Annotated in this window: 14 protein-coding genes and 1 pseudogene; 12 read left to right on the top strand and 3 right to left on the bottom strand. The window is 62.5% G+C overall.

Going from position 1 to position 19,220, the window contains the following annotated elements; translation table 11 throughout:
• The first annotated feature begins 75 nt into the window (after positions 1-75).
• The 9 genes and pseudogenes from VFV96_01445 to VFV96_01405 all read left to right on the top strand — a co-directional run bounded on the left by VFV96_01445 (position 76) and on the right by VFV96_01405 (position 10,112).
• Positions 76-1,689 carry a methyl-accepting chemotaxis protein gene (locus VFV96_01445; protein HEU5069058.1) on the top strand — a complete coding sequence of 538 codons (1,614 nt, stop codon included), beginning with the start codon at positions 76-78 and terminating at the stop codon, positions 1,687-1,689.
• 100 nt (positions 1,690-1,789) lie between these two features.
• The gene (locus VFV96_01440) at positions 1,790-2,266 is read left to right on the top strand and encodes a chemotaxis protein CheW (protein HEU5069057.1); all 477 of its coding nucleotides are present in this window, start codon (positions 1,790-1,792) and stop codon (positions 2,264-2,266) included.
• Positions 2,253-3,476 (top strand): CheR family methyltransferase, encoded by a 1,224-nt coding sequence (locus VFV96_01435; GenBank protein ID HEU5069056.1) that lies wholly within the window; start codon positions 2,253-2,255, stop codon positions 3,474-3,476. The genes VFV96_01440 and VFV96_01435 overlap by 14 nt, the downstream gene beginning before the upstream one ends.
• A 6-nt stretch (positions 3,477-3,482) precedes the next feature.
• Positions 3,483-4,199 carry a chemotaxis protein CheW gene (locus tag VFV96_01430; GenBank protein HEU5069055.1) on the top strand — a complete coding sequence of 239 codons (717 nt, stop codon included), beginning with the start codon at positions 3,483-3,485 and terminating at the stop codon, positions 4,197-4,199.
• Entirely contained in the window at positions 4,196-6,556 is a 2,361-nt protein-coding gene (locus VFV96_01425; GenBank protein HEU5069054.1) for a hybrid sensor histidine kinase/response regulator, read from the top strand. The genes VFV96_01430 and VFV96_01425 overlap by 4 nt, the downstream gene beginning before the upstream one ends.
• Positions 6,553-7,557, top strand: a complete 1,005-nt coding sequence (locus VFV96_01420; GenBank protein ID HEU5069053.1) for a chemotaxis response regulator protein-glutamate methylesterase — start codon at positions 6,553-6,555, stop codon at positions 7,555-7,557. Before VFV96_01425 ends, VFV96_01420 begins: the two co-directional genes overlap by 4 nt.
• Before the next feature lie 85 nt (positions 7,558-7,642).
• Positions 7,643-8,086: pseudogene (locus tag VFV96_01415) on the top strand (response regulator).
• A complete protein-coding gene (locus VFV96_01410) occupies positions 8,084-8,347 on the top strand; it encodes a histidine kinase dimerization/phospho-acceptor domain-containing protein (GenBank protein ID HEU5069052.1) in 264 nt (87 codons plus the stop codon). The pseudogene VFV96_01415 and the gene VFV96_01410 overlap by 3 nt, the downstream one beginning before the upstream one ends.
• Before the next feature lie 22 nt (positions 8,348-8,369).
• Positions 8,370-10,112, top strand: a complete 1,743-nt coding sequence (locus VFV96_01405; GenBank protein ID HEU5069051.1) for a response regulator — start codon at positions 8,370-8,372, stop codon at positions 10,110-10,112.
• An 11-nt stretch (positions 10,113-10,123) separates the two neighbouring features.
• On the opposite strand, the gene clpB is transcribed toward VFV96_01405, so the two are convergent.
• Both clpB and VFV96_01395 read right to left on the bottom strand, forming a co-directional pair.
• A complete protein-coding gene (gene clpB, locus VFV96_01400) occupies positions 10,124-12,724 on the bottom strand; it encodes an ATP-dependent chaperone ClpB (GenBank protein ID HEU5069050.1) in 2,601 nt (866 codons plus the stop codon).
• A gap of 472 nt (positions 12,725-13,196) precedes the next feature.
• Positions 13,197-14,417 carry an AIPR family protein gene (locus tag VFV96_01395; GenBank protein HEU5069049.1) on the bottom strand — a complete coding sequence of 407 codons (1,221 nt, stop codon included), beginning with the start codon at positions 14,415-14,417 and terminating at the stop codon, positions 13,197-13,199.
• Between the two features lie 566 nt (positions 14,418-14,983).
• Here VFV96_01395 and VFV96_01390 point away from each other — a divergent pair.
• On the top strand, positions 14,984-15,451 hold the full coding sequence (locus VFV96_01390; GenBank protein ID HEU5069048.1) for a hypothetical protein: 468 nt from the start codon (positions 14,984-14,986) through the stop codon (positions 15,449-15,451).
• 429 nt (positions 15,452-15,880) lie between these two features.
• Here the strand turns inward: VFV96_01390 and VFV96_01385 are convergent, their stop codons facing one another.
• Positions 15,881-17,491: an ABC-F family ATP-binding cassette domain-containing protein gene (locus VFV96_01385; GenBank protein ID HEU5069047.1), complete on the bottom strand. Its 1,611-nt coding sequence runs from the start codon at positions 17,489-17,491 to the stop codon at positions 15,881-15,883.
• Positions 17,492-17,689: 198 nt separating this feature from the next.
• On the opposite strand from VFV96_01385, the gene VFV96_01380 reads away from it, so the two are divergent.
• On the top strand, positions 17,690-18,586 hold the full coding sequence (locus tag VFV96_01380; GenBank protein HEU5069046.1) for a DMT family transporter: 897 nt from the start codon (positions 17,690-17,692) through the stop codon (positions 18,584-18,586).
• A 128-nt stretch (positions 18,587-18,714) separates the two neighbouring features.
• The gene (locus VFV96_01375; protein ID HEU5069045.1) at positions 18,715-19,194 is read left to right on the top strand and encodes a GreA/GreB family elongation factor; all 480 of its coding nucleotides are present in this window, start codon (positions 18,715-18,717) and stop codon (positions 19,192-19,194) included.
• Positions 19,195-19,220: the final 26 nt, after the last annotated feature.

Below are 19,220 nucleotides of genomic sequence, written 5' to 3'. Positions count from 1 at the left end.
CCCAGAACTTCCTTGTTTTCAAGGGCTGGCAACGTCAGATTGGGCCGACAACTCGGAGATGGCTTCCAAACGATCATGAACAACTTGTCCATCTGGCAAAGACTCAACCTCGCGGTCGGTTTGCTGATTTTCCTGCTGCTGCTGGGCAGCGGTTTCGCCCTCTGGATGGAGCGCGCCGCCGCCCGGGCGGAAGAACAAAGCACCGCGCTCGGCCGGGTGGAGGAACAGGTGGCAGCCGGCCTGCGCGGGCTCGTTGATGTCAGCCGCGCAGCGCTGTTGCAGCGGGATCTCGATACGGACGGCAAACGCACCCACGAACAGGAACGCGCCCTGAATGCCACCCTCGATCAAATGCAGGCGGCGTATCAGCCTTACCCGCCGGTGCTGGCCGGTCTGAAACGCGCACGTGACTTCGCCCAACAGAACCTCACGCCCTTCAACCGGCAGGTGCTTGCCCTCTGCGCCACCGACCCGACGAATGCCGCGGCGTATTACGCCAAAAATTTCCCGGTCCTGCAGGAGCAGCAGGACAAACTGCTGGCTGAACTCGGCGCCAACGCCGAGACCGCGGCCAGCGAAGCGCTGGGCACGTCGCATAATTACATCAACTGGCAGATCGGCATCGGCCTGGCGCTCCTCATCGCCGCCTTTGTGCTGGCACGATTTCAGTCGCGCAGCGTGACCACGCCGATGCAGGTGCTCGTCGGGGCGCTGGAACAGATGCAGCGCGGCGACTTCACCCGGCGCATCGACCTGCAACGGCAGGATGAATTCGGCGTGGTGGGCAACGGCCTCAACAAGCTGGCCGATGAGCTCTCCGTGCTGGTCGGACAGGTGCAGCGCTCGGGCATTCAAGTGAACAGCACCGCCACGGAAATCGCCGCCACGGCCAAGGAACAGCAAAGCACCGCCAACGAAATCGCCGCCACGACGGCCGAGATCGGCGCCACCTCCAAGGAGATCTCCGCCACCTCCAAGGAGCTGGTGAAGACGATGAACGAGGTGAGCAACGTGTCCGAGGAAACGGCCGAGCTGGCCAGCACCGGCCAGAACGCCATTGGCAAAATGGAGTCCACCATGCGGCAGATCATGGACGCCTCGGGCTCCATCACGTCCAAGCTCGCGGTGCTCAGCGAAAAAACCGCCAACATCAACACCGTGGTCACCACCATCACCAAGGTGGCGGACCAGACGAATCTGCTTTCGCTCAACGCCGCCATCGAGGCCGAAAAGGCCGGCGAATACGGCCTCGGCTTCGCCGTGGTGGCCATGGAAATCCGGCGGCTCGCGGACCAGACGGCCGTCGCAACCTACGACATCGAAAAGATGGTGAAGGAAATGCAGTCCGCCGTGGCCGCGGGCGTGATGGGCATGGACAAGTTTTCCGAGGAAGTCCGGCGCGGCGTGGAGGAAGTCCGGCAGGTCGGCACGCATCTGGCCCAGATCATTCACCAGGTGCAGACCCTGACGCCGCGCTTCCACACTGTCAATGAAGGCATGCACGCGCAGGCCACCGGTGCCCAGCAGATCAGCGAAACCCTGGCGCAATTAAATGAAGCCGCGCAGTTGACGGCCGAGTCGTTGCGCCAGTCGAATCTCGCCATCGAGCAGCTCAACGAGGCGGCGCGCGGTTTGCAAAATGCCGTCGCCCGCTTCAAATTAAAAGGCACGGAGAGGTCGAATGGTTGAGCCAAGGCAGCCCGACACGGGGTTCGCGGGAGACACGGCAGCTTGCGTGTCTCCGGTGTGTGGCGTCGCCGCACCGCCGCCGGACGGAGGGCGCTGAATCATGTTATTCCTGCTGTTCCAAATTGGGACGGACCGTTACGCCATTGAGGCGCAACGTGTGGTCGAGGTGATTCCGATGGTCAGCTTGAAGCCCATTCCGCGGGCCGCGCGCGGCATCGCCGGCCTCTTCAACTACCGCGGCCAGGCCGTGCCGGCCCTGGACCTGTCAGAACTGACCACCGGCCAGCCGGCCACCGAACGCCTGAGCACGCGCATTCTGATTGTGCGCACCCGCGCCAGCGCCGAACCAACCCCGCTGCTGGGGCTCATTGCCGAACATGCGACTACGGTGCTGCGCAAGGAACCGTCTGATTTCATCCAGCCCGGGCTGCCGCCCGGTTCAGTGCCGTATCTGGGACCGATTCTGATGGATGAACACGGCGTCATTCAGTGGATTCAGGAGCAGAAATTGCTGCCTGAGGAACTGCAACGGCTGTTGTTTGCCCCGGCAGCCGCCGCGACAAATGCACCGAATTGAACAACGCCTGCGGGAAAGCATGGGGTTGGACGCCGAGTCCATCGGCAGTTCCTCGCTCCAGCGCATTGTCCGTCTCCGCATGCAGGCCGCGGCCGTCGCGTCGGTGGCGGAATACGAACATCTGTTGCACACCTCCGCGCAGGAGTGGAATCAACTGGTGGAGGCGGTCGTCGTTACGGAAACCTGGTTCTTCCGCGATCGGCAGGCCTTCGGCGCGCTGACCGGCATGATCCAAACCGACTGGCTGCCGGCCCACCCGACCGGGCGCGTCAACATCCTCAGCCTGCCCTGCTCATCCGGCGAGGAACCGTATTCCATCGTCATGGCCCTGCTCGACGCAGGCATCGCCCCCCACCGGTTTGCCGTGAGCGGCGTGGATCTCAGCGAGCGCATGCTGCAAAAGGCCATGGCCGGGCTTTACGGGCGCAATTCCTTCCGCGGGCAGGATGTGAAGTTTCGCGACCGCCATTTCCTCCCCGAAGGCGACGGTTACCGGGTGAAGCCCAACATCCGCGACAACGTGATTTTCCAGCAGGCCAACCTGCTGGGCGACACATTCACGCTGAACAACCTGCGCTTTGACTACATTTTCTGCCGCAACCTGCTGATCTATTTTGATCGTGCCACGCAGCGGCAGGCCTTCACCCGGCTGGAGAAACTGCTGGCACCGGGCGGAACCCTGTTCGTCGGTCCCGCCGAAGTGCCGCTCGCACTGGAAAACCATTTCACCACCGTCAACCTCCCGATGGCCTTCGCCTGCCGCCGGACGGACGAACACCAGACCCAACGGCCGCGCCCGACGACCGCGCGGCATGACCGTCACGGCATCCATCACAAGCCGGCCGGCTTCAAGCCTGCGCCCGCCGCGCCGCCGGTGCCCGCGCCGCCCCGGCCGGCGCCGGCCACGGCCGCCAGTCTGGATTCCGCGCGCGAACTGGCCGATTCGGGCCAGCTGGCCGAAGCCGAACGGCTGTGCCACCTGCACCTCGAACGGCATGGCGGTTCCGTGCAGGCCTTCTACCTGCTCGGCGTGATTCACGACGCCAAGGGCAGCCCGACCGCCCGGGAATTTTATCGCAAGGCGCTGTATCTGGACCCGAACCACTACGAGTCGCTCCTGCAAATGGCGCTGCTCGCGGAGAAGGAAGGCCGGACGGGCGTGGCGCGCAACCTGCGCCGCCGGGCCCAGCGCCTGCAACTCGAAACCTGACGTGCCGTGACTGAACGCTCCGAAACCGAACTGCCGCTGACGACGTCCACCGCGACGCCGGGCCTGCCGGTCAGCGTGGACGATTGCTGGAGCCGGATCGGCGTGCGCGGCGACGGCTCGTGTCCGGAACTGGCGAAACACACGCATTGCCGCAATTGCCCGGTGTATGCGCAGGCGGGCGCCCTGCTGCTCGAACGAGCCCTCACGCCGGGCTACCGGCAGGAATGGGCCGCGCATTTTGCCCGGCCCAAATTCACGGTCAGCCCGGGCACCCTCTCGGTCGTGTTGTTCCGCATCGGTCCGGAATGGCTCGCGCTCCCGACGGTGGTGTTTCAGGAGGTCGCCGAACAACGCCGGCTCCACTCCATGCCGCACCGGCGGAAAACGTCGCTGCTCGGCCTCGTGAATGTGCGGGGCGAACTGCTGTTGTGCGTTTCGCTGGCGCGCGTGCTCGGGCTCGCCCACACCCCTGCGCCCAACCACGGGCAACTGGCGTATCAACGGCTGCTGGTGACCAGTTGGGAGTCGCAGCGGCTCGTGATTCCCGTCGATGAGGTGCATGGCATCGAGCGCTTCGAGGCCGACCAGTTGCGCGAACCGCCCGCCACCCTGTCCAAGTCCGGCACCAGCTACACCAAGGGCGTGCTCACGTGGCACGGGCGCCTCGTAATTTACCTCGACTCCGCCCTGCTCTTCCCGGCGCTCAACCAAAGTCTGGCATGAACAAGCGCGCCTCAGAGGACTTGAGCAACTTCTCGATGTTCGACCTGTTCCGGGTCGAGGCCGAATCCCAGTGCGCCACGCTGACCGAGGGGCTGTTGCAAATCGAGCGCGGCGACGCCTCGCCGGTCATTTTGGAAAACCTCATGCGCGCCGCCCATTCCATCAAGGGCGCCGCCCGCATCATCAACGTCGCCGTCGGCGTGCGCGTGGCCCATGCGATGGAAGACTGCTTCGTGGCGGCCCAGCGCGGCGCCCTGACCCTCGGCCGCGCGCACATCGACCGGCTGCTGAAGGGCGTGGATTTGCTGTCCCAGCTTGCGATGACGGATGAACCACGGCTGGCGACCTGGGAGCAAAGCCATGCCGCCGAAGTGCAGCAATTCTTGTCCGACCTCAGCGCCGCCGCCACTGCCACCCCACCGGCCCCGCGCGAAGAACCGGCCGCACTGCCTCCCGCTCCTCCGGCGGTCCCGCCGGCCGCACCGCCACCTTCGGCAGCCCTGCCCAGCCCGCCACCACCACCTCCCCAACCACCGGAGCCCGCACCGCCGGCACCGGACGTGGTGGAGGCGGAAGCCGTCGCGGGCACGCCGAAACAGGCGGGCAATCACGAGCGCGTGCTGCGGTTGAACGCCGAGAACCTGAACCGCCTGCTGGGCCTGGCCGGGGAGTCATTGGTGGAGGCCCGCTGGATTCGTCCCTTCACCGATTCCATGACGCGGCTGAAGCGGATGCAGACGGATTTGTTCGAAGTCATCGAAGAGCTGCGGGAATCGCTGGCCGACCAGCCGCTGCCCGATCGCGCGGCCGAGAAGCTTCACACGGCACTCCAGCGCGCCACCGAATGTCGCAGCTTTCTCGGCGACCGGCTGCTGGACCTGGACATGTTCGACCGCCGGTGCGTGAACCTGACCCATCGTTTGTATCTGGAGGCGTTGCGCACCCGCATGCGGCCGTTCGCGGACGGCGTCAGCCATTTTCCGCGCATGGTGCGGGACATCGCGCGCAGTTTGAACAAGGAGGTCCGCCTCGAAATCACCGGCGCGAACACCCAGGTGGACCGCGACATTCTCGACCGGCTTGAAGCGCCGCTGGGCCATCTGTTGCGCAACGCCGTGGACCACGGTTGCGAACCGCCCGAAGTCCGCCGCCGCGCGGGCAAGCCGGACGAATGCGTCATCCGCCTCGAAGCGCGCCACGCCGCCGGCATGTTGTTGATCACCGTAAGCGACGACGGCGGCGGCATCGCCACGGAACGCGTCCGCGACATCGTGGTGAACCGCAAGCTGCTGCCCCCGGGCGCCGCCAGCCGCCTGACGGAGGCGGAGCTGCTGCAGTTCCTCTTCCTCCCCGGCTTCACGTTGAAGGATGCCGTGACCGAGATCTCCGGGCGCGGCGTCGGGCTGGATGTCGTGCACAACATGGTGCGGGGCGTGCGCGGCAACATCCGCGTTTACACCGAGCCGGGCCGCGGCACGCGGTTCATGCTCCAGCTCCCCATCACGCTGTCCGTCTTGCGGACGCTGCTGGTGGAGGTGGCGGGCGAACCCTACGCGCTGCCGTTGTCGCAGATCGTGCGGACGCGCCACCTGCGCCGCGACCAGGTTGAAAGCATCGAGGGGCACCTCACCTTCCGCTTCAACGACGAGGCCATCGGGCTGTTGTCCGCCCAGCAGGTGCTCGATTGCGGCGAACGCCCGACGCTGCCGGCGGAAATTCCGGTCATCATCCTCGGCGAACGCAAGAGCCGTTACGGCTTGGTGGTGGACAAGTTTCTGGGCGAACGCGAGCTGGTCGTCCAGCCCCTCGATCCGCGCCTCGGCAAGGTGAAGGACATCAGCGCCGCCGCGCTCATGGAGGATGGTTCGCCCGTGTTGATCATTGACGTGGATGATCTCGTCCGCTCGGTGGAGAAGTTGATTTCCTCCGGCCGGCTGGCCGGCGTGCCGCAGCAGGCCCTGATGTCCACTCAAACCCGCCGCAAACACGTCCTCGTGGTGGACGACTCGCTGACCGTCCGCGAGCTGGAGCGCAAGCTCCTGTCGGGCCGCGGTTATGCGGTCGAGGTGGCCGTGGACGGCGCCGACGGTTGGAACGCCGTCCGCGCCGGCACCTACGACCTGGTGATTTCGGACGTGGACATGCCCCGCATGGACGGCATCGAACTGACGGAACTCATCAAAAAGGATCCGCAATTGCAGTCCATCCCCGTAATGATCGTGTCCTACAAGGATCGCGAGGAGGACCGCCTCCGCGGCTTGCAGGCCGGCGCGGACTATTATCTGACGAAGGGCAGTTTCCACGATGAAACCTTGTTGCACGCCGTGACCGACCTGATCGGCGAACCCGAAGAATGAGAATCGGCATCGTCAACGACACGCTGTTTGCGGCCGAGGCCCTGCGCCGAACCGTGCTCAGCAACGGCCGTCATGAGGTCGCCTGGATCGCCCGCTCGGGCGCGGATGCCGTCGCGCGTTGTGCCCAGGACCGGCCGGACGCCATCCTGATGGATCTCGTCATGCCCGACATGAACGGCGCCGAAGCCACGCGCCGCATCATGGCCGCCACCCCGTGCGCCATCGTCATTGTGAGCGCGAACATTCATGACGACACGGCACAGGTGTTCGAGGCCATGGGCGCCGGCGCGCTGGACGCGGTCAGCGTGCCCGTGCTCAATCCCGGCGGCAGCCTCGACGGCGGACAGCCGTTGCTCCAGAAGCTCGACAAGATCAGCAAGCTCGTGACGCGCGTGGCCGCCAACGGCAACACCAAGCCGGCCGGACCACGCGCCCGGGAATCCCTGGTGGTCATCGGCGCCTCGGCGGGCGGGCCGGCGGCGATTGCCAGCATCTTGCAGGCGCTGCCGGCGCACTTTGCCCCCGCGGTGGTCATCATTCAGCACGTGGATCCCCAGTTCACGGCAGGACTGGCGTCGTGGCTCGGCCAGCACTGTCATCTCCCCGTCCGCCTCGCGGAGGAGGGCGACCGTCCGGAACCCGGAACGGTTCTGGTGGCCGCACGGGAGGAGCATCTGGTGTTCACCAACGCCACGCGGCTGGGTTACACGCGGTCGCCCGTGGATTATTCCTACCGGCCATCGGTGGACGTGTTTCTTAAGAGCGTCGCACATTTCTGGAAGGGTGAAGTGGTTGGCATCCTGCTCACGGGGATGGGCCGGGACGGCGCGGAAGGCCTGCGTTTGTTGCGGGAGAGCGGCCACCACACCATTGCCCAGGACCGCCAGAGCAGCGCGGTCTTCGGCATGCCCAAGGCCGCGGCGGATTTGAAGGCGGCCAGCGAAATTTTGGCGCTGGACAAAATCGGTCCGCGTCTGGCGAATATATTCCAGCCCGGATAAGGCAACGATGAGCGACCATTCCACAGAAATCCAGAAACAGCCGGCGGCGCCGCGACCCAACAGCTTTCTGCCCGATTACCATTTCATGGTGCTGCTGGTGGACGACCAGGCGATGGTCTGCGAAGCCGTGCGCCGGGCGCTCGCCAGCGAGGCGGACATTGATTTCCATTACGTCGCCAACGCGCGCGAGGCGGTGAGCACCGCCGTGCAAATCAAGCCCACGGTCATCCTGCAGGACTTGATCATGCCGGGCACGGACGGGCTTACACTGGTGGGCCAGTTCCGCGCCAATCCCGCCACCAAGGACACTCCCATCATCGTCCTGTCCACGAACGAAAACGCCCAGGTCAAGGCGCAGTCCTTTTCCGTCGGGGCCAATGATTATCTCGTCAAACTGCCCGACAAGGTGGAGCTGGTGGCGCGCATCCGTTATCATTCCAAGGCCTACCTCAACCAGCTTCAGCGCGACGTTGCCTACCGGGCCCTGCGGGAAAGCCAGCAGCAGCTCATCGAAAGCAACGCCCAGTTGCGGTCCCTCAACCAGCGCCTCGAGGAGGCCACGATCGCCAAGTCCGAGTTCCTCGCGAACATGAGCCACGAAATCCGCACGCCGATGAACGGCGTCATCGGCATGACGGCGTTGCTGCTCGACACCGACCTCAGCGACGAGCAGCGCGAATACGTCGAAGCCACGCGGGCCAGCGCGGACGCCCTGCTGACCATCATCATACATTCTCGACTTTTCCAAAATCGAATCGGGCAAGCTGGAACTGGAGCATCACCCCTTTGAACTGCACGCCTGCATCGAGGAGGTGCTCGAACTGCTCGCTCCCAAGGCCGCGGAAAAAAACGTCGACCTGTCGTATTTTGCGGATGACACCATTCCCAAAATCCTCGTCAGTGACGTCACCCGGCTGAAGCAAATCCTCGTCAACCTGATCGGCAACGCGGTCAAATTCACCGCCCAGGGCGAGGTGGCCATTGAAGTGAAGCCCGCCGCGCACGGCCTGCGCCGGCTCGACCCCGGCCGGGAACCCGACACCGACTTCATCCGTCATCCGCAGCAATGGCTGCTGCATTTTTCCGTGCGCGACACCGGCATCGGCATCCCGCTCGACAAACAAAGCCGGCTGTTCAAGTCCTTCCAGCAGGTGGACGCCTCCACCACCCGGCAATACGGCGGCACCGGCCTCGGCCTGGCCATTTGCAAACGCCTGGCCGAACTGATGGGCGGCAGCATCTGGGTGGAGAGCGACACCGGCAAGGGCGCCACCTTCCACTTCACCATTCTCGCCAACGCGGCTTCGTCCACCCTCCAGCCGCACTGGCAGCAGCCGCAGCCACAGTTGTCCGGCAAACGCGTCCTGATTGTTGAGGACAGCGCCACGCTCCAGCGCATCATCCGGCACCGCCTCACGCAATGGGGCATGAACGCCGAAAGCGCCACCAACCACCGCGAAGCCCTGGCCGCCCTGTCCTCGGGCAACGAGTTTGAAGTGGCCGTGATCGACCTGCAGCTGCCGGAAAAGGACGGCCTGCTGCTTATCAGCGAAATCCGCGCGCACGCCAATGGACGCTTCCTGCCGATCATCCTGATTTCCTCGAGCCGCCTGCGCAGCGACGATCCCCGCCCGAGCCGCGCCGGCGTTTCGGCCGTGATCAGCAAGCCCATCCGCCCCGCCCAGTTGCTGGAAGCCTTTGCCCAGGCCTTGAACCTGCAACTGCAACGTGAGAAGAAGACGGCCAGCACGCCGTCCCTGGACGCCACCCTGGCCAGCCGCCTGCCCCTGCGCATCCTGCTGGCCGACGACAACCTCATCAACCAGCGCGTCGGCCAGAGCGTGCTCAACAAGCTGGGCTACCGGCCGGAGCTTGCGCTCAACGGGCTGGACGTCCTCAAGGCGCTCGAACAGGAACCGTTCGACCTGCTGTTCCTCGACGTGCAAATGCCCGAAATGGACGGCCTGGAAGTGGCCCGCCGCATCAACGAGCAATGGCCGATCGAACGCCGTCCGCGCATCATCGCCATGACTGGCAACGCGCTCATGGGCGACCGGGAAAAATGCCTCAATGCCGGCATGGACGACTACATTTCCAAGCCGATCCGCATCGCAGAATTGCAGGCCGCCATCGAGCGCTGGGGCCCCACCAAGATCAAGCGCACGGCCGACACCACGAGTTTCCTCCGCCGCACCCCGCCCGCGCCGGCCGACCTGCTCGACTCGAACATCATCGCCGAATTGCGCGAGATGCCGCCCACGCAGGGCGTCAGCATGCTGCGCGAGTTGATTGACCTCTTCCTGGAATCGGCGCCGAAACGCATCGAACAGATTCGCGACACCGCGAAAGACCCGACGGAACTCGCGTTTCACGCCCACGCCCTGAAGAGCATGAGCCTGAATCTCGGTGCGCAAAAGATCGTGGAACTGACCAAACGCCTTGAGGAGATGGGCCGCCGCAGCGACACGCACGAGGCGGCCACCGTGGTCACCGAACTGCAAAATGCGTTCGTGCTGACCCGCGCCCAGTTGGAGGCCATCCGCGAAACCGCCTGAAAGCGGGCCGCTCAGGCCTGCTCAAACCACAGTTCCCCGGATTGTGCCACGGCCTTGAGGCGGTCGCCCGGTTTGACTTCGCCCTTGAGCAGCTTGGTCGCCAGCGGATTGAGCACCAGGTCCTGAATGGTCCGCTTGAGCGGACGCGCCCCAAACTGCGGGTCGTAGCCTTCCTTCGCGATGAGCTTCTTCGCGCCGGGCGTGAGTTCGAGCGTCACCTTTTGCTCCGCCAGCCGCGCCGCCACCTGCCGCAACTGCACGTCCACAATCTCCCCGATCTGCGCCTCGCTGAGGCTGTGGAAGATGATGATGTCGTCCACGCGGTTGAGAAATTCCGGCCGGAAGTTCGCCTTCAATTCCATTTTGACCACGCGTTCCAGCTCGGCCTCGTCCTTCACGGAACCGCGGTTGCCCGCGTAAAATTCCTGGATGACCGGCGAGCCGATGTTGCTGGTCATGATGACGATGGCGTTCTTGAAATCCACCGTGCGCCCCTGCCCGTCCGTCAACCGCCCGTCGTCCAGCACCTGCAACAGCACGTTGAACACGTCGTGGTGGGCCTTTTCGATCTCGTCGAACAACACCACGCTGTAGGGCCGGCGCCGGACGGCTTCGCTCAACTGCCCGCCCTCCTCGTAGCCCACGTAGCCGGGCGGCGCGCCCACCAGCCGCGACACGGCGTGCTTCTCCATGTATTCCGACATGTCGATGCGCACCATGGCGTTCTCGTCATCGAACAAAAATTCCGCCAGCGCGCGGGCCGTCTCGGTTTTGCCGACGCCCGTCGGGCCGAGGAAAATGAAGGAGCCCACCGGCCGGTTGGGGTCCTGCAAACCGCTGCGCGAACGGCGCACCGCATTGGCCACGGCCTCGATCGCCTCCCGCTGGCCAATCACGCGCTCCTGCAACCGGGTTTCCATGTGCACCAGCTTTTCGCGTTCGCCCTGCAGCATCCTGGACACCGGAATGCCCGTCCACGCCGCCACAACCTCGGCGATTTCCTCATCGGTCACCTCCTCGTGTAGCAGCCGGTGGTCGCTGGGCTTCTCCTTCAACGCCTTTTCCGCCGCCGCCAGCTTCTTTTGCAGCTCGGGAATCTTGCCGTATTGAATCTGCGCCGCCGCATTCAGGTCGCCCTGGCGCTGCGCCTTTTCCAGCTCCAGCTTTGCCTGCTCCAGCTGGCTGTTGATGATGCCCACCGCGTTGATGGACGCCTTTTCGTTCTGCCACTGCGCCTTCAGCGTCCCGGCCTTTTCCTTCAAGTTCGCCAGATCATGTTCCAGCTTCTGCAACCGTTCCTGCGACGCGGCGTCCTTCTCCTTCTTCAACGCATTCTGCTCGATCTCGAGCTGCATCACCTGCCGCTCCAACTGGTCAATCTCCGTCGGCAGCGAATCCAGCTCCATGCGGAGCCGCGACGCGGCCTCGTCCACGAGGTCGATGGCCTTGTCGGGCAGAAAACGGTCGGTGATGTAGCGATTGGACAACGTCGCCGCCGCCACGAGCGCGCCGTCCTGGATGCGCACGCCGTGATGGACTTCGTAACGCTCCTTCAAGCCGCGCAAAATCGCGATGGTCGCCTCCACGCTCGGTTCGCTGACCTGCACCGGCTGGAATCGCCGTTCCAGCGCCGGATCCTTCTCGATGTATTTGCGGTATTCGTCCAGCGTGGTGGCGCCGACGCAGCGCAGTTCCCCACGCGCCAGTTGCGGCTTGAGCATGTTGCCGGCATCGACCGCACCCTCGGCCTTGCCCGCGCCAACGATCGTGTGCAGCTCATCAATGAACAGGATGATTTTTCCCTCGCTCGACGTGACTTCCTTGAGGAACGCCTTGAGCCGGTCCTCGAATTCGCCGCGATACTTCGCCCCGGCGATCATCGCGCCGATGTCCATCGCCACGAGCCGCTTGTTCTTGAGCGACTCCGGCACATCCCCGCTCACGATGCGCCGGGCGAGTCCCTCCGCGATGGCCGTCTTGCCCACGCCCGGCTCGCCAATGAGCACCGGATTGTTCTTTGTCCGCCGCGACAACACCTGCATCACGCGCCGGATTTCCTCGTCGCGGCCGATGACCGGGTCAATCTTGCCCTGCCGCGCGAGGGCCGTGAGATCCTTGCCGTATTTCTCCAGCGCCTGGAACTTGTCCTCCGGATTCGGATCCGTGACCCGCTGATTGCCGCGCAATTCCATCAGGGCCTTGAGCACCGCGTCGCGGTTCAGCCCCACGGCGGCCAGCGTCTTCTTCAACGACCCGCCGGCGGTTTCCACGATGCCCAGAAGCAGATGCTCCGTGCTGATGTAATCATCCTTGAGCTTGCGCGCCTCCGTCTCGGCGGCATCGAGTGCCTTGCGCAACGTCTGTCCCGCGAACGTGTCCGCGCCGCCCTGCACCTTGTGACGGCGGGCGAGTTCCTGGTTGAGGTCCGCGGTAAGTTTGGGGGTGGCGACGCCGAGCTTCTCCAGCAATTCCGGCACGAGACTCTCCGGCTGCTGGGTCAACGCCAGCAGCAGATGTTCGGAATCCAGTTCCTGATGGGAGAATTCGCGCGCGAGGTTCTGCGCCGCCTGCAACGCCTCCTGCGCCTTGATGGTGAGCCGATCCATTTGCATAGCTGTTAATCAATTAAATCCAAACGCCAAAAATTCAAGGGACGATGCCGGACAGGATTAACAAGATGATGCTGGATTGAATGAAGCCCGGTCCCAACCGGGAAATCCTGTCCATCCTGTTAATCCTGTCTTTTCCCGGTGTCAGGCCATCAACCATCAGCCAAAACCCCTCAACCGTTTTCAGCCACCGATGAACACGGTTGAAACGCGGATTTCCTCGCCGCATGCATCCATCGATCATCAACTTTTATCCATCGACCAGACAATCACGCTCCATGCCAAAGATTCGAAAGCCTAAAGGGCTGAAAAAGGGTGTGCTTTCCCCAGAAAGTGTGACAGCGAGTGTGCCAAACACTGTGCCACGCCAGCGAAAAGTGGAACAAGATGCCCCAGTTTGATAGCGGAAGCTGATAGCGGAAGCCCAAGGCTGGCTGTGACCAGCCAACCTTGGGCGCTTGAAATCTAACAGTGATTACTGTTTGCCAATTTGTGCCTGTGCGCGCAACAAACCAACCTCGACAGTATCGTAAAGACTCTTCCAGCACAGTAGACTCTTGCCCACAGCGTTTGGTTTCCGTCCGTATTCTTCAGCGTAGGCAAGTAACGTCTTAACCAAGTCATTGCTGATGGCTCGGCAAACCTGCATTGGGTCAGCAACTTTCCATTTTGCAACTTCTCCAGAGTAATCAACCAGTGGACGCATCGCTGCAACGATGGGATACAGGTAGCCGGTTGGCCAACCAGACTTAACGGTCTTTCCTGTGATCGGCAATTCACGCGGGCCTGACAACTCCTTCATCGCACGACCACGAGACTTGCCGTCCTTTGTCCCGTTTTCCTTCTCTTCAGTTGCTTTCAGAGCTTGGAGTCCGCCAATGCGACGGCGAGCCTCGTCGGCCTCCATCTCGATTTCTTCGCTGAACCGGAGGAGGTCCGGTGCAAGATGAATGATTTTTCCAAAACCCTTCTTCCATGCGGTTGAATCTGGTGATTTGGAGTGAGCCTTCTGCCATTCATCATGGTAGAGCTCAACGCAGCTTGCTCTCGATGTGTATGCCTTCATCGGGTGGCTGCTGCCATCGGCATACGTCGGGTGAAACAGCGTGCAAACCGCCAGAACTTCTTCGACGGTCATCTTCTTGTTCTGCTCGTTTTGCCGGAATGCAATCAAGTCTTCTATTTTCGCTTTGCGCAGGTGATGCCGAATATCGTCGAAGACTCCTTCAAGCGCATATATAGCAGAATCACGAACCGCAGCGACCGAATTCCTTGCGGAGATAATGTCCGAAGCGATCTCGTCGTAACCAGCAAGCACTTCGACATGCACAAAAGCATTTGGCGCCTCAAGACCAGCGTCGAGCCGCTTTTGAACAACTTGTTCGATCGCGCGGAAAGTATGGCCTCCATCAATAACGCCGTGGCGCTTTGGATCTCGAAGCAGGATCGTGAAGGTTTTACTTTGCGAGTCGTAGCGAAAGCCGTTCGACAGCACTGTAATTCCACGATTGAGCGGATGCATGGTGTCGGGACGCTCGTCCAGCGTGCGAATGATGTCTTTTGCAATTGAAGACCCCATTTTCTGCTCGCGCACGTTTGCCCCCAGCCATTCCTTGAGACCGCAATCAAATACCGTGTTAACCGGCAGGCAGAGGATTGCCCTAGATTTTGACTTTGGTTCGATTGGGTCGACCAAGACACGGACTTGGTCAGGATGAGCGGGGATCTGAACGGAGGTGTCGCTGCTAACTACACTAGTATGTGGACTAGTCATTTTGACATTCCGCGGTTTCGCTGCGACTAGAAGTTTTTCAGGCAAGCAACACTTAGCTCACTCTGACACAAACCGCTTACTCTAATCGAGGGTTGCGCACTACTTGCCGACGGGGCATTCGCACTGCAACTGGAAGAACACCTACCCACATCATTCAGATCGTGCAACAACAATATTGAAAAAACTGGCGCTCATCTACGTCGCAGGAATCCGTTCGCATTCGCGGCATTGAGGGCAGAAGCGGTCAACGTGCGGCTCGCCACTTCGCAGTCGCATTCCGTGTTCCCCCCGCAGCTTGAACGAACCGCAGGCCACTTTCACCGCAAAGGCGCGGAGGTGAATTCAATCTCTGCGTTCTCTGTGCCTCTGTGGCCAATCCCACCCACCCCTGGCCCCTCCAAGGAGGGGAACTGCTCTTCCGCGTCCCGGCGTCTCCGCGGTTGATTGATGTCACCCGCCCGGCCCGAAGTGTGACATCTTCTTGGGTTATGGCACACAAGCTGCGATTGAGATTGTTCAATAAGTGCTCAATTGAGCGCCCGGCCAAGCGGTTGGGCACAGTAAAACAACAGAAAGAAGTCATCGCCATGGGTCTTGCCGCCTACATTCAATCCATCATCAATGACCAGGGGCCGAACTCCATGCTCCGGGGGCGGCTTGAATTGGCACGAGATCAAGCGCGGACATTGGAAGATCAGGTGGCGCAACTGCAGGCAGGATATGGCAGCGCATATCGCGCTCTCGCGAACAATTCGGTTTCGACCTCGTTTGTCGAGCACCGGGGCGCACTGTTCAAACGGACCGGCAGCGGCAGTTATGAGAAGCGGGTGTTTTGCCCCAGTTGCAAGTTACCAATGACCTCCATCAAGCGGGTGCTTCCCTATTCCTGCAACCGCTGCCAATACTCAGCGGAGTTTGCCGGAATCGATCTCCAAGCAGTCATGATGACGCTTTGAGCGCGGGAAACTGCTCCGCGCCTCAGCGTCTCTGCGGTGAGTTGAAGACTCCCCCGCCTTGGGCTGAGTGCTTTGAACCCCGTTGATGTTCATCCGTGTCCACCTGAGTTCATCTGTGGTTTAAGATTCTGCCACTTCACCGGCATCCGTTCGCATTCGCGGCATTGGGGGCAAAAGAGGTAAACGTGCGGCTCGCCCGCTTCGCGGTCGCCTTCCGTGCTCCCCCACAGCTTGAACGAACCGCCAGGCGACTTTCACCGCAGAGGCGCGGAGGTGGATTCAACCTCTGTTCCTCTGTGGCCAATCCCACCCACCCCTGGCCCCTCCAAGGAGGGGAACTGGTCTTCCGCATCCCGGCATCTCCGCGGTTGATTGATGCCACCCGCCCAGCCCGAAGTGCGACATCTTTGTGGGTAATGTCACACAATCTTAAGCCGCCGTCAGAGCGGCGCGGGCGTCTTCGAGGGCGTTGGTCTTCTCCAGGAAATAGTCGTAGCCACCGGCATAAATCGAGACCTGGCCGGCGTTCACGTGCAGCACCTTCGTCGCAAGCTTGCGGATGAAATGCACGTCGTGGGAGATGAAGACGAGCGTGCCTTCGTAACGCTCGAGCGCCAGCGTGAGCGATTCGACCGTGTGGATGTCCAAGTGCGTCGTGGGCTCGTCCATGAGCAGGAGATTCGGCGGGTCCACGAGAAACTTCACGAGATTCAAACGGCTCTTCTCGCCACCGCTGAGCACCTTGGTCTGCTTGAAAATGTCGTCCTTGCGAAACATGAAGGAGCCGAGCACGGCGCGCGCTTCGTCATCCCGCATCATGGGCGCGCTGGCGATGACTTCGTCCAGCACGGAACGCTCGGGGTCGAGCGTGGCAGCGCGATGCTGGCTGAAGTAACCGATCTTCGCGTTGTGTCCGAGGTCGCGCTCGCCCTGCTGGAATTCCACGACACCCGCCAGAATCTTGAGCAGCGTGGACTTCCCCGCGCCATTGGGCCCGACGAGCACCGTGCGCTCACCGCGTTCGATCTGGAGATCAAGCCCCTGATAGACCTTGGTCGCGCCATAGGCCATGTGAATGCCCTTGAGCGTCGCGGCGCGCTGGCCACCGCGTGGCGGCGGCGGAATCTGGAAGCGGAACGGTTTGCGCGGCGCGAGCGGCTTCTCGATGAGTTCCATGCGCTCGATCTGCTTGAGCTTGGCCATCGCCTGAGACGCCTTCGAGGTCACCGAGCGGAAACGGTCGGCAAATTCCTGCAACGCCTTGATCTCCTTCTGCTGGTTGTTGTAGGCGGCCAGCTGCTGTTCGTAACGCTCCTCGCGCTGGCGGAGGTAATCGGAGTAATTGCCCGTGTAAGCGATGAGCTTCTTCTCGGAGATCTCGTGCACCTGCGTGATGATCTCGTCCATAAACTCGCGGTCATGGGAAATGAGCAGCACGGCGCCGGAATAGTTCTTCAGGTAATTTTGCAACCAGAGCAACGCCATCAAATCGAGGTGGTTTGTCGGTTCGTCGAGCAGCAGGAGGTCCGGCTCCATGACCAGCAACCGTGCCAGACGCGCCCGCATGATCCAGCCACCGCTCATTTCCCTGGCCTTGCGGTTGAAGTCTGAATCGCGATAGCCCAGGCCACGCAACATCTTCTTCGCCTTTGTCTCGACTTCCGGATCATTCAACTTGTCGTGTTTCGCGTGTGCTTCGAGGTATTCGGGTGACGAAACATCGCCCGCCTTCTCCAGTTCATGCAGGCGCGCCTCGAGTTGCGGCAATTCCTCCACGCGGCCCGTGGCGACATCGAGAATGGTTTCGTCGCCGTGCGCTTCACCTTCCTGCGGGAGATAACCGACCATGGTCCATTCATCGCGTTCCACGACGCCGGCGTCGGGTGCGCGCTGCCTGAGGATGATGGAGAAGAGCGTCGTCTTGCCCGCGCCGTTCGGGCCGACGAGTGCGACGCGGTCGCCGTAGTTGACACCAAAGGAGGCATTCTCGAAGAGCGTGCGCCCGCCGAGCGTCATTTTCAGTTCACGAATGTTGAGCATGGAAACAAATTGTTCGCCGGCCAAATGGCCGTCACTGAACGGAGGGAGATTGGATACAACCCCGCAGGAGCCGGGGCGCTGAATACTGCCTGCGGCGACGAGTGGGAAAGACTATTGGCAAATCAATCGGCGTCAATGGCCCATTTGCATGTCTGCACTTGCCTCAGAAGCTGACGCTGCCACACTTCGCCGCCTTCGATGCATTGGGTTGTCGCCAGCCTCGTCGCCGCGTTTTTTCTCGGCCTCTATGAACTTTGCACCAAGCACGCTGTCCACCAGAACGCCGTGCTGCCGGTGTTGTTTCTCGCGAACGTGGTCAGCGCCGGATTGTGGGGCACGCTCATCCTCCTGCAACGCGCCCAGCCGCAGCTGCTGCCGGCGATGTTCACGGTCGCGCCGCTGTCCGCACCGCAGCACCTGCAACTGGCGTTGAAATCATTCATCGTGGCGTGCTCGTGGGTGGCCACCTATTTCGCGTTGAAACATCTGCCACTCTCCATCGCCTCGCCCATCCGCGCCACCGCACCGGTGTGGACGCTCTTTGGCGCCCTGCTCATCCTCGGCGAACGGCCGACGGCGCTGGAAATGGTGGGCATCGCGGTGACGCTCGGTTCGTTCCTGGTGTTGTCGGTGGCGGGGCAGCGTGAGGGAATCCATTTTCACCGCAACAAGTGGGTGGGCTGGGCGGTGCTCGGGATGCTGCTGGGCGCGGCGAGCACGCTTTACGACAAATACCTGCTGGGCCGGGCGGGCTTTGACGCGCCCACGGTGCAGGCGTGGTTTTCGATTTACCTGGCGCTGCTGTTCCTGCCGCTGGCCATCGGCTGGAAGCTGCGCTGGTGGACCCGCCACGAATTCCACTGGCGCTGGAGCATTGTCGGGCTGACGCTGGCGCTGCTGGTGTCGGATTACGTTTACTTCAGCGCGTTGCGCGATCCGGCGGCGTTGATTTCCCTCGTGGCCAGCCTGCGGCGCGGCAACACGCTGGTGGCGTTCACGGGCGGGCTGCTGTTCTTCGGCGAGGTGTGCAACCGGCGCAAGGTGCTGGCCGTGCTGGGTGTGCTCGCGGGCATCGTCATCACGCTGCTGGGATGAAATCCGACAAGCGCAAACCGGGGTTGCGCCCATGGCGCGAATTTTCACGAATTGATTTTGCATTGGCCACCATTGGCGCCGTTCGCGTAAAACTTTTCCCCCATTGCGGCTGCGGCCCGTAAATTTGCATGAACAAACCAGCGGTCATTGAAGCCATCGTCGCCCGGCTGGGCGAGGAGTTGCAGGTTTACCTCAACGCCGCCCACGCCTCGCGCGCCGAGGCGACGCATGAATCCAGCAAGGCCGAGAACAAATACGACACCCGCGGGCTCGAAGCCTCGTATCTCGCGCGCGGCCAGTCCCGGCAGATCGCCGAGCTCGAAGCCGCCGTGCAGGAGTTTCAGAAGCTCGGGGCGCGTGCGTTCCAGCCCGGCGACCCAATTGACGTCGGGGCGCTGGTCGAACTCGAACAGGGCCGCGAGCGGAGCTTTTACTTCATCGGCCCGCGTGCCGGCGGCACGGAGGTGGCCTTCGGCGGGCACGAGATTCTCGTCATCACGCCCCAATCGCCGCTGGGTGCGCAACTGGCGGGCAAAAAACAGGGCGACGTGCTCAAGCTCACCCTGCCCGGCTCGCAGAACAAATACCGGGTGGTAAACGTTTCCTGATTGATCTGGCCCCGGGAATCGGGAGG

The organism is Verrucomicrobiia bacterium (assembly GCA_035765895.1).
Taxonomy (GTDB): domain Bacteria; phylum Verrucomicrobiota; class Verrucomicrobiia; order Limisphaerales; family DSYF01; genus DSYF01.
Note: the sequence above shows the minus strand (reverse complement) of the source record. Positions and strands in the feature narration are given on the sequence as shown.

Excerpts from the sequence above, each read along its gene's own strand:
- VFV96_01440 (HEU5069057.1), top strand. The coding sequence starts at position 1,790 with ATGTTATTCCTGCTGTTCCAAATTGGGACGGACCGTTACGCCATTGAG.
- VFV96_01445 (HEU5069058.1), top strand. The coding sequence starts at position 76 with ATGAACAACTTGTCCATCTGGCAAAGACTCAACCTCGCGGTCGGTTTG.
- VFV96_01380 (HEU5069046.1), top strand. The coding sequence starts at position 17,690 with ATGCATTGGGTTGTCGCCAGCCTCGTCGCCGCGTTTTTTCTCGGCCTC.
- VFV96_01375 (HEU5069045.1), top strand. The coding sequence starts at position 18,715 with ATGAACAAACCAGCGGTCATTGAAGCCATCGTCGCCCGGCTGGGCGAG.
- clpB (HEU5069050.1), bottom strand. The coding sequence starts at position 12,724 with ATGCAAATGGATCGGCTCACCATCAAGGCGCAGGAGGCGTTGCAGGCG.
- VFV96_01385 (HEU5069047.1), bottom strand. The coding sequence starts at position 17,491 with ATGCTCAACATTCGTGAACTGAAAATGACGCTCGGCGGGCGCACGCTC.
- VFV96_01435 (HEU5069056.1), top strand. The coding sequence starts at position 2,253 with ATGCACCGAATTGAACAACGCCTGCGGGAAAGCATGGGGTTGGACGCC.
- VFV96_01390 (HEU5069048.1), top strand. The coding sequence starts at position 14,984 with ATGGCACACAAGCTGCGATTGAGATTGTTCAATAAGTGCTCAATTGAG.
- VFV96_01425 (HEU5069054.1), top strand. The coding sequence starts at position 4,196 with ATGAACAAGCGCGCCTCAGAGGACTTGAGCAACTTCTCGATGTTCGAC.
- VFV96_01420 (HEU5069053.1), top strand. The coding sequence starts at position 6,553 with ATGAGAATCGGCATCGTCAACGACACGCTGTTTGCGGCCGAGGCCCTG.